This is a genomic window from Pseudomonas sp. ESBL9, assembly GCF_036668715.1.
GTDB lineage: Bacteria > Pseudomonadota > Gammaproteobacteria > Pseudomonadales > Pseudomonadaceae > Aquipseudomonas > Aquipseudomonas lundensis.
In genome coordinates this window covers 47,708-57,412 of sequence record NZ_JAZEVV010000012.1, presented here as the reverse complement: position 1 = coordinate 57,412, position 9,705 = coordinate 47,708, and the positions used below count along the sequence as shown (strand labels likewise).

Annotated in this window: 9 protein-coding genes and 1 pseudogene; 8 read left to right on the top strand and 2 right to left on the bottom strand. The window is 60.4% G+C overall.

Translation table 11 applies throughout. The features are described from left to right. The first annotated feature begins 83 nt into the window (after positions 1 to 83). The 5 genes from V6F78_RS21920 to V6F78_RS21900 all read left to right on the top strand — a co-directional run bounded on the left by V6F78_RS21920 (position 84) and on the right by V6F78_RS21900 (position 5,463). Positions 84 to 587: an ureidoglycolate lyase gene (locus V6F78_RS21920; RefSeq protein ID WP_047276214.1), complete on the top strand. Its 504-nt coding sequence runs from the start codon at positions 84 to 86 to the stop codon at positions 585 to 587. A gap of 48 nt (positions 588 to 635) precedes the next feature. Next, positions 636 to 1,925 carry a urate hydroxylase PuuD gene (locus V6F78_RS21915; RefSeq protein WP_332728283.1) on the top strand — a complete coding sequence of 430 codons (1,290 nt, stop codon included), beginning with the start codon at positions 636 to 638 and terminating at the stop codon, positions 1,923 to 1,925. A 158-nt stretch (positions 1,926 to 2,083) separates the two neighbouring features. Then, positions 2,084 to 3,448, top strand: a complete 1,365-nt coding sequence (locus V6F78_RS21910; RefSeq protein WP_047275844.1) for a nucleobase:cation symporter-2 family protein — start codon at positions 2,084 to 2,086, stop codon at positions 3,446 to 3,448. A 97-nt stretch (positions 3,449 to 3,545) separates the two neighbouring features. Continuing rightward, positions 3,546 to 4,331: an outer membrane protein OmpK gene (locus tag V6F78_RS21905; protein ID WP_047294448.1), complete on the top strand. Its 786-nt coding sequence runs from the start codon at positions 3,546 to 3,548 to the stop codon at positions 4,329 to 4,331. A gap of 346 nt (positions 4,332 to 4,677) precedes the next feature. Beyond that, positions 4,678 to 5,463 (top strand): outer membrane protein OmpK, encoded by a 786-nt coding sequence (locus V6F78_RS21900; protein ID WP_047275848.1) that lies wholly within the window; start codon positions 4,678 to 4,680, stop codon positions 5,461 to 5,463. A gap of 21 nt (positions 5,464 to 5,484) precedes the next feature. Here V6F78_RS21900 and V6F78_RS21895 read toward each other — a convergent pair whose 3' ends face one another. After that, positions 5,485 to 6,084: a TetR/AcrR family transcriptional regulator gene (locus V6F78_RS21895; RefSeq protein ID WP_094990414.1), complete on the bottom strand. Its 600-nt coding sequence runs from the start codon at positions 6,082 to 6,084 to the stop codon at positions 5,485 to 5,487. 160 nt (positions 6,085 to 6,244) lie between these two features. On the opposite strand from V6F78_RS21895, the gene V6F78_RS21890 reads away from it, so the two are divergent. From V6F78_RS21890 to V6F78_RS22565, 3 genes and pseudogenes are all read left to right on the top strand, one after another. Further along, on the top strand, positions 6,245 to 7,450 hold the full coding sequence (locus tag V6F78_RS21890; protein WP_094990415.1) for an MFS transporter: 1,206 nt from the start codon (positions 6,245 to 6,247) through the stop codon (positions 7,448 to 7,450). 551 nt (positions 7,451 to 8,001) lie between these two features. Continuing rightward, a pseudogene (locus V6F78_RS22570) lies at positions 8,002 to 8,280 on the top strand (methyl-accepting chemotaxis protein); the annotation flags it as partial. A gap of 9 nt (positions 8,281 to 8,289) precedes the next feature. After that, positions 8,290 to 8,673 carry a CZB domain-containing protein gene (locus V6F78_RS22565; protein WP_390898208.1) on the top strand — a complete coding sequence of 128 codons (384 nt, stop codon included), beginning with the start codon at positions 8,290 to 8,292 and terminating at the stop codon, positions 8,671 to 8,673. 3 nt (positions 8,674 to 8,676) lie between these two features. Here the strand turns inward: V6F78_RS22565 and V6F78_RS21880 are convergent, their stop codons facing one another. After that, the gene (locus V6F78_RS21880) at positions 8,677 to 9,618 is read right to left on the bottom strand and encodes a DUF808 domain-containing protein (protein ID WP_047294455.1); all 942 of its coding nucleotides are present in this window, start codon (positions 9,616 to 9,618) and stop codon (positions 8,677 to 8,679) included. Between the last annotated feature and the right edge of the window lie 87 nt (positions 9,619 to 9,705).

Sequence of the window (9,705 nt, the reverse complement as noted above, 5' to 3'; positions counted from 1 at the left end):
GCGGCACTTGGCGGGGGGCCGCCCCCGTGCGCCCCCCACGACACCTGCAACACACCACAGAAACCAGAACAAGAAGACAGACCATGCGCACTTTAACGATTGAACCCTTGAGCAAAGAAGCATTCGCCCCTTTCGGTGACGTGATCGAAACCGACGGCAGCGATCACTTCATGATCAATAACGGTTCGACCATGCGCTTCCATCGTCTGGCCGAAGTTGAAACAGCCACTCCAGAAGACAAGGCGATCATCAGCATTTTCCGCGCCGACGCGCAGGACATGCCGTTCACCGTGCGCATGCTGGAGCGGCATCCGTTGGGCAGCCAGGCTTTTATTCCGCTGCTCGGCCACCCCTTTCTGATCGTGGTCGCGCCAGTTGGCGATGAACCTGTATCAGGCTTGGTCCGCGCCTTCGTCACCAACGGCAGGCAGGGCATTAATTACCATCGCGGCGTCTGGCACCACCCGGTGCTGACGATCGAAAAGCGGGATGACTTCCTGGTGGTTGATCGCAGTGGCACAGGCAATAACTGCGATGAACATTTCTTTAAAGAGGATGAGTTGCTGATCCTCGCCCCCCACCAATAAGAGAAGGCCCAAACGCTCAAAAAAGAGCGACGGGTAGAGGTAAAGACTGTGGAAGCACATTTGATGGAATGGCTGAATCTGAGCGTGCGCTGGATTCATATGATCACTGGCGTGGCCTGGATCGGTGCGTCGTTTTACTTTGTCTGGCTGGAAAACAACCTCAACCGCGTCAACCCCAAGGACGGCCTGTCGGGCGATCTGTGGGCCATCCACGGCGGCGGTATCTATCACCTCGAAAAATACAAACTGGCACCTCCCTCCATGCCGGAAAACCTGCACTGGTTTAAATGGGAAGCCTACTTCACCTGGATGTCAGGGATCGCCCTGCTCTGCCTGGTGTTTTACTTCAACCCGGCGTTGTACCTGATTGCCCCCGGCAGCACCCTGAGCGGGCCTGAAGCGGTGGCCATTGGTATCGGTTCGTTGATTGCCGGTTGGTTCGTTTACGACTTTCTGTGCGACTCCGCCCTCGGCAAACGCCCGGCGTTGCTCGGTTTTATCCTGTTCGTGCTGCTGGTCGCTGCGGCGTTCGGCCTGAGCAAAGTGTTCAGCGGCCGTGGCGCGTACCTGCATGTGGGCGCCATCATCGGCACCATCATGGTTGGTAACGTGTTCCGCATCATCATGCCCGCCCAACGCGCGCTGGTGGCAGCCATCCAGGAAGGCCGCACCCCTGACCCGGCGCTCCCGGCCAAAGGCTTGCTGCGTTCACGTCACAACAACTACTTCACCTTGCCGGTGCTGTTCATCATGATCAGCAACCACTTCCCGAGCACCTACGGCAGCCAGTACAACTGGTTGATTCTGGCCGGGATCGCCGTATTGGCCGTGCTGGTTCGCCACTACTTCAACACCCGCCACGACAGCCACAAATATGCCTGGACCTTACCGGTCGCTGCATTGGGCATGATCTGCCTGGCCTACGTGACAGGCCCGAACACGGCGCCGACCGCACCTGAAACCGCCAAAGTCATCAAGTACCAGCCGATTCCGGAAACCGCTGTCAGCGGCGCCAAGCCCGACGCCAACCCGGCGCCAGTGACCGCTCCCGCGGCGGCGGCAACCCCGGTTGCGACGATTGATTTTGAAAAGGTGCATGCCGTGATTCAAGAACGCTGCACCGTGTGTCATTCCTCCAAACCCACCAGCCCACTGTTCAGTGCAGCGCCTGGCGGGGTGATGTTTGACACCGCGCAACAGATAAAACTGATGGCACCGCGCATTCAGGCACAGGCGGTCGCCAGTCAAATCATGCCGTTGGGCAACATTACGCAAATGACCCAACAAGAGCGTGAACTCATCGGTTCCTGGATCAACACAGGAGCCCAAACCAACTGATCCACACACGTTGTGGCCGCTACCGAAGACTGCGATCTCCCTTGAACGGGATGCTCGACCCGACACGTTCTGCAGTCTGTCAGGCCTGTCGCAGTCTCCGGTAGCGGCCACAAAACCACACCACTAGTTCACAACAATAAAAATGACCGAGGTGTTGCATGTCCGATCTAACCGAACCGCGCATACCCGCCGTGACCGCCCCGCCGCCCATGCAGCGGCTACCGCTGTTGCAATTGATTCTGGTGGGGCTGCAGCACGTGTTGCTGATGTACGGTGGCGCCGTTGCCGTGCCCCTGATCATCGGACAAGCCGCTGGCCTGAGTCGTGAGGAAATTGCTTTTCTGATCAACGCCGACCTGCTGGTGGCGGGGATCGCAACCATTGTGCAATCGCTGGGAATTGGCCCGATGGGCATTCGAATGCCCGTGATGATGGGCGCCAGCTTCGCCGCTGTGGGCAGCATGGTGGCCATGGCCGGCATGCCCGGCATCGGCATGACCGGCATCTTCGGGGCCACCATTGCGGCAGGTTTTTTCGGCATGGTCATTGCGCCGTTCATGTCCAAAGTGGTGCGTTTCTTCCCGCCACTGGTGACCGGCACCGTGATTACGTCCATTGGCCTGTCGCTGTTCCCGGTCGCCGTGAACTGGGCCGGTGGCGGCAGTGCCGCTGCGCAGTTCGGTTCACCGGTCTTTCTGTGCATCGCCGCGCTGGTGCTGGGCACCATCTTGCTGATCAACCGTTTCATGCGCGGGTTCTGGGTCAATATTTCCGTGCTGATCGGCATGGCACTGGGCTACGTCCTGTCCGGGGCCATCGGCATGGTCGACCTGACCGGCATCGGCAACGCCCCCTGGTTTCAAGTGGTGACGCCGCTGCATTTCGGCATGCCGGAGTTCCATCTGGCGCCGATCCTCTCCATGTGCCTGGTGGTGGTAATCATTTTCGTCGAGTCCACCGGGATGTTTTTGGCCCTGGGCAAAATCACCGGTCAGGAAGTCACCCCGCGCATGCTGCGCCGCGGCTTGCTGTGTGACGCCGGCGCCTCGTTTATTGCCGGTTTCTTCAACACCTTCACCCACTCCTCCTTTGCGCAAAACATCGGTCTGGTGCAAATGACCGGCGTGCGCTGCCGCTCAGTGACCATCATGGCCGGGGCGTTCCTGATCACCCTGAGCCTGCTGCCCAAGGCTGCGTTCCTGGTGGCCTCGATTCCGCCTGCGGTTCTGGGTGGCGCGGCAATTGCCATGTTCGGCATGGTCGCCGCCACCGGCATCAAGATCCTTCAGGAAGCCGACATCGCTGACCGCCGCAACCAGTTGCTGGTGGCCGTGAGCATCGGCATGGGCCTGATCCCTGTCGTGCGCCCTGAGTTCTTCGCCCACTTGCCACTGTGGATGGGTCCAATCACCCACAGCGGTATCGCCATGGCCGCCGTCAGCGCGGTCTGCCTCAATCTGTTGTTCAACGTGCTGGGCGGGGCCGAACGCGCCGCCTTGAGTGGCCACGTGCACCAGCATTGATGGACTCACCCTCACCCTCACCCTGCACGCCTCCTGCCGGAGACGCTCAGGGTGAGGGGGCTTCAGCTCTGAAAACATAATAAAAAAGGAGTTACCCATGAAGTGCATACACTGGGGCGCTACGCTCGCGGGTGGGTTATTGGCTGCCGGTCAGGCCATGGCCGGGGATCTGTTTCTGTGGCAGACCAACAGCCTCACCTACCTGTATGGCAAGAACTTTGCGATCAACCCGTCCATCCAGCAAACCGTAACCTTTGAACACGCAGACAAATGGAAGTACGGCGATAACTTCCTGTTCGTCGACCGCATCTTTTACAACGGCAAACCCGACCGCAACAAAGGCCCGCACACCTACTACGGCGAATTCAGCCCCCGCCTGTCGTTCGGCAAGATCCTGGACCGCACGCTGGCGTTCGGCCCGATCAAGGACGTGCTGCTGGCCATGACCTATGAGTACGGCGAAGGCGACAGCGAGGCCTACCTGATCGGCCCCGGTTTCGACCTGGCCGTGCCCGGCTTCAACTATTTCACCCTCAACTTCTATCGTCGCCACACCGAAGGCCCACGGCCGGGGACAGGCGTGTGGCAGATCACGCCGTCGTTTTCCTACACCATCCCGGCGGGTCGTTCCAACGTGCTGATCGACGGCTACATGGACTGGGTGGTCGACAACGACCGCAATTCGCGCGGCACCTACCACGCCAACCTGCATTTCAACCCACAGGTTAAATACGACCTGGGCAAGGCGCTGAACATCGGCGAGAAGCAGCTGTATGTCGGGCTCGAGTACAGCTACTGGAAGAACAAATACGGGATTGAAAACAGCAGCCGCCTGGACACCAACCAGAACACGGCCAGTGCATTGGTCAAGTTCCACTTCTAGCGCTTTTTCAGTGCACGTTGCGTCACCGTCCGCCCAACGGCGGTGACGCAACGCTTGAGTACCGCAGGCAGAGCCAGTATTCTGCGCCGCGCTCTGATACGGGCGCTGTTTAGAAGCTGACTTTAAAGCCAACTTAATTCAGTCAGATCAAGTAGTTACGTAACTTAGGACTCAACTGCCCATGGCAGCCGAGGGATGTTCCTTGGCCATTTGTCAGGTGTGGCCCAAGACTTGCTCAGGCTCATAAAGTTGACCGAAGAGCCAACTTTTAAACACGGAACCAAAGTGCCAACATCGAGCACTGCGTTCCATTCACTGCGAAACACTTATTTTTTGGAGCAACCGAATGAAGCGCACACTGACCGGCCTGATGCTCGCGGGGAGCTTGCTGGGCGGGGCCCCGGCCGTTGCTGGCGACCTGTTGCAATGGCAGACCAACAGCCTGACTTACTTGTGGGGCAAGAACTTTCAGGTCAATCCGTCGATTCAACAGACCCTGACCTTCGAACACGCAGACAGCTGGAAGTACGGCGATAACTTCTTCTTTCTCGACCGCATCTTTTATAACGGCAAAGAAGACGGCAACGTCGGCCCGAACACCTATTACGGTGAGTTCACGCCACGGCTGTCCTTCGGCAAAATCTTTGACCAGACGTTTGAGTTCGGCCCAATCAAAGACGTGTTGCTGGCCATGACCTACGAGTTCGGCGAAGGCGACACCGAGGCCTACCTGATCGGCCCGGGCTTCGACCTGAACGTGCCCGGCTTCGATTACTTCCAGCTGAACTTCTACCAGCGCTTCCCCGAAGGCAATCGCCCCGGCAAGGGCGTGTGGCAGATCACCCCGGTGTGGTCCTACACCCTGCCACTGGGCAATTCCGATGTGCTGATCGACGGCTACATGGACTGGGTGGTCGACAACGACCAGAATTCGCGCGGCACCTACCACGCCAACCTGCACTTCAACCCGCAGGTCAAATACGACCTGGGCAAAGCGTTGAACTGGGGCGCCAAGCAGCTGTACGTCGGTATCGAGTACGACTACTGGAAGAACAAGTACGGCATCGAAGACAGCGGTTCATTCAAAACCAATCAGGACACCGCCAGCCTGTTGGTCAAGTACCACTTCTGATGCACGGGCCTCGGCCTGCCGCTACGGCTGAGGCGCCCGCAATACCCCGCGCAACATCAAGTCGAGACTGTCCAGCGCCGCTGTCAGGCGCTGTGGCGGTTGGTGATCGGCGGCGATCCAGAACGATGCATCCATCAACCCGCCCTGAATCAAACGCGCCAGCGCTTCGGGGTCAGTGTCTTGAATCACGTGCGTGTCCATCAGGTCGCGCAACATGGTCGCCAGCGACGCACTGCACGCCGACTGGCTGCTCTGCAGGTATTCGGAACCCAGCACCGAGGGCGCATCGCGCAACATGATGCGTTGCACCTCGATATGCGTGGCCATTTCCAGAAACACCCGGCAGCGCCCCCTGAAGCCTTCCCACGCACTGGCTGCCTGCTCAGACACCTGCGCCAGTTGCGCGTCCAGCTCGGCGTCGACCTGCTGCACAACCGCCTGCAACAGCCCCTTCTTGTCCCCAAAGTGGTGATAGAGCGCACCCCGGGTCAACCCTGCCGAGGCCGTCAGTTCATCCATCGACGTTTGCGCGTACCCCACCGAGCCGAAGGCCTGGCGCCCCGCCTCCAGCAACTTGTTGCGGGTTTCTTCTATCATTTGTGCACGCGCTTTGGGCGCCATGTCGACCTCCTGCATGTTGAGATACGCCGCGTATGTTAATTGACATACGACACGTATGCGTATATTTCTGCATACGCCGCGTATGTCAGATCCCCGACAGTGCCGCTGCGTGAGGCAGCGCGCGCAGGAACACGCGGCTCACTTTTGTTTCGGAGCGTGTATGGCAAACCCTTATCGCGAGATTTTCCGCGCCCCCGGCAGCCTGGCCTTTTGCGCCGCGGGCCTGATCGCACGCATGCCGATTTCCATGACCGGGATCGGCATCATCACGTTGCTGGCGCAATTGCGCGGGTCGTATTGGATGGCGGGCGCTGTGGCCGCAACGTTCGCCCTGGCCATGGCGTTGATCGCCCCGCAAATTTCCCGCTGGGTAGACCGCTATGGTCAGCGCCGCGTGTTGCCCGGCGTCACCGCGCTGGGCGTCAGTTCGCTGCTGGCCCTGTTGCTGTGCAGCCACCTGGGCACGCCCGACTGGACGCTGTTCGTGTTTGCCGCCCTGTCGGGCTTCATCCCCAGCATGCCGGCCATGGTGCGGGCGCGCTGGACCGAGCTGTACCGCGGCTCGCCCAAACTGCACACGGCCTTTTCGCTGGAGTCGGTGCTCGACGAAGTGAGTTTCATCATTGGGCCGCCGATTTCCGTGGGCCTCTGCGTCGCCGTATTCCCCCAGGCCGGGCCGTTGGCCGCCGCCCTGCTGCTGGCCATCGGCGTGACCACCTTTGTGTTGCAGCGCAGCACCGAGCCGCCGGTTCACCCGCGCAGCCCCGAACACGCAGGCACCGTGCTGCGCCAGGGCGCCGTGGTGATTCTGCTGATGGTGCTGCTGGGCATGGGCACCATTGTCGGCACCGTGGACGTGGTCAGCGTCGCCTTCGCCCAACAACAGGGCCAGCCGGCAGCCGCCAGTGTCGTGCTATCGGTCTATGCCTTGGGCTCCTGTGTGGTAGGACTGGTTTTCGGCACGCTCAAACTGAAGATGCCGCTGCCCAAACAGTTCCTGATCGGCGCCCTGGCCACCGCCATTACCGTGGTGCCCCTGATGTGGGTCAGCAGCATCGCCACCCTGGCGGCCGCCATGTTTGTCGCCGGGCTGTTCTTCGCGCCGACGCTGATCACGGCCATGGGGTTGGTGGAAAACATCGTCCCGGCCGCCAAACTCACTGAGGGCCTGACGTGGATGATCACCGGGCTCGGCATCGGTGTGGCGCTGGGCGCCGTGCTGGGTGGCTGGATGATTGACGCCTATGGCGCGCAAGCCGGGTTCCGGGTGTCGCTGGGTGCGGGAAGCGCCGTGTTGCTGTTCGCTGCGCTGGGCTATCGCTTGCTCAGCCACAGCACCCTGCCCCGTGGTGCCCGCTTTGCCTGATACATAACCTGCGTGCCCGCCCCTGAGGCGGCACGGCCACCCAGCAAAGCCACTGTTTTTATATGGCTATTAGGTTTACCCGTAAACGGCCGATACAGAAGGTGCTGTATTTTTTCACCAGACGCTCTGTCTCAAGCCTCGGGAGTACAAACGGATGTTCAATCGCCGATGGCGCCAACCTTGAAACGCAGCTAAATGCGTTAGAGCAGGACAAACAGGCCCTTGAACAGGAGGTTCAAACCCTGCGTGCACAGGTCACTCAAGACCGCGACCAGCAGCTCGTGCTGGCACACTACGAACGCTACCAACAAGACTTGCACAGCAAGCTGGAGCGCTTTGACGAATCCTTGCAAAAGACCCGCGATGGCGTGGTTGCCCAGGCCGAAAGCCTGCAAGGAGAAGTCGTTCACCTGCGCGATAACAGCAATGTGTTTGCGCAAACCTCGGCCCTGCTGGCCGGCTTTTCCAGTTCGCTGGGGCACATGGCCGGTCAGGGGGTCAGCAGTGTCGACAGCGTGGGCGTTCTGCGCCAACGGGTCGGAGAAATCAGCCGCATCGTCGAGCTGATCAAGGCCGTGTCCGACCAGACCAACCTGCTGGCCCTCAATGCCGCCATTGAAGCGGCGCGCGCGGGCGAACAGGGTCGCGGCTTTGCCGTGGTGGCTGACGAAGTGCGCGCACTGGCCCAACGCACCCATGGCGCCACCCACGAAATCAGCCAATTGGTTGCGAGCATCAACCAGGAGACCGAAGCCGCGAGCACCGCCATTGGCGTGCTGTCGGAGGAAGCGTCGCGGTTGTCAGACGATGTGTCGCGCTCGGCCCAAACCCTCGACGAGATGATGACCCTCGGCGAACACATGGGGCAGTTGATTGAAGGCATCGCCCTGCGCTCGTTCTGCGAGTCGGTGAAGCTCGATCACTTGCTGTTCAAGTTGATGGTCTATCAACGCCTGTTCAAGCAGGACGAGAACCTGAACCTGTCGACCCACACCACCTGCCGCCTCGGCAAATGGTACCTGGCGCCTGAAACCCAGGCGCGCTATGGCGACAACAGCGACTTCCAGCAGCTCAACGAGCCGCACCGGATCGTGCATGAAACCGCGCACAATGCCCTGCACGCGGCTCAGGAGAAAAACTGGAGCCAGGTCTTGCTGGAGATCAACGACATGGAAAGCGCCAGCCTTGACGTCAGCGCCCTGCTCGACAACCTCAGCCACTGACCCTCACCCCTTGATGGCGCGCCACAGTGAGCTGGCCGCCGTCACACCCGCCAACACCACCGCGCCGGCAATGATGCCGGCCACGGCGTTGAGCAAAGTCGGCACGATGACCGACAGCGGGCCTACAAACGGCGCACTGCTCAGGGCCACGCTCTCAACCCAGTGATGCAACAGCGGCACCCCGTGTACCAAAATCCCGCCACCGACCATGAACATCGCGGCCGTACCAATCACCGTCAGCGCTTTCATCATGTACGGCGCGGCATTCAACACCCCTTGGCCGAAACGGCGCTGAAAGCTCGGCCAGGTGCCTTCACCGGTTTTTTGGGTCAGGTACAAACCGCCGTCGTCCATCTTAACGATGCCGGCCACCACGCCATACACCCCGACCGTCATCACAATGGCAATCCCGGACAACACCACCACTTGCTGCATCAGCGGCGCATCCGCCACGGTGCCCAACGTGATTGCGATGATTTCCGCCGAGAGGATGAAGTCGGTGCGTATCGCGCCCTTGATTTTGTCTTTCTCGAACGCCGCCAGGTCCACCTCGGGGTTGGCCACGGCGTCAGACAAGGCCGCGCGCGCCTGGTGATCGTCGTCCTTACTGTGCAGGAATTTGTGCGCAAGCTTTTCGAAGCCCTCGAAACACAAATAGGCGCCGCCCACCATCAACAGCGGCGTGACCGCCCACGGCGCAAACGCGCTGATGGCCAGCGCGGCGGGCACCAGAATCAGCTTGTTGCGAAACGAGCCCTTGGCCACTGCCCACACCACCGGTAATTCACGTTCGGCCCGCACACCGGAGACCTGTTGCGCGTTCAATGCCAAGTCATCGCCCAGCACCCCGGCGGTCTTTTTGGCGGCCATTTTTGTCATCAGCGCAACGTCATCGAGTACGGCGGCGATGTCGTCGAGCAACATCAGCAAACTGCTGCCTGCCATGGGTGTCGGTTCCTTGTGGATTGAATGATGTCAAGCATAGCGCGTGCCAGCCCCCAGGCGGCAATCTTGAGCCGCTTGCAAGCACGG